Annotated in this window: 1 pseudogene; it reads left to right on the top strand. The window is 71.1% G+C overall.

Annotated features, from left to right (window positions below):
- Positions 1–266: pseudogene (locus SB764_RS40975) on the top strand (gluconate transporter); the annotation flags it as partial.

Genomic DNA, 266 nt, shown 5'->3' with positions numbered 1-266 from the left:
CAAGCCCATCGCGGGCATCATGCTGATCATCGCTGGCGGCGGCGCCTTCCAGCAGGTGCTGACCAGCGCCAAGGTCGGCGACGCCATCGTCCACCTGACCCACCAGTTCGCGTTTCCGCCGCTGGTGCTGGGCTGGCTGATCGCCATGCTGCTGTCGGTGTCCACCGGCTCGGCCACGGTCGGCATCGTCGGCGCGGCCGGCCTGCTGGCGCCGCTGGCCGGCGCTGACCCCTCGCTGAACCTGCCGTTGCTGGCGCTGTCGATCG

The organism is Paraburkholderia sp. SIMBA_027 (assembly GCF_046535315.1).
Lineage (GTDB): Bacteria > Pseudomonadota > Gammaproteobacteria > Burkholderiales > Burkholderiaceae > Paraburkholderia > Paraburkholderia tropica.
This window is presented reverse-complemented; position numbering and strand designations above follow the sequence as displayed.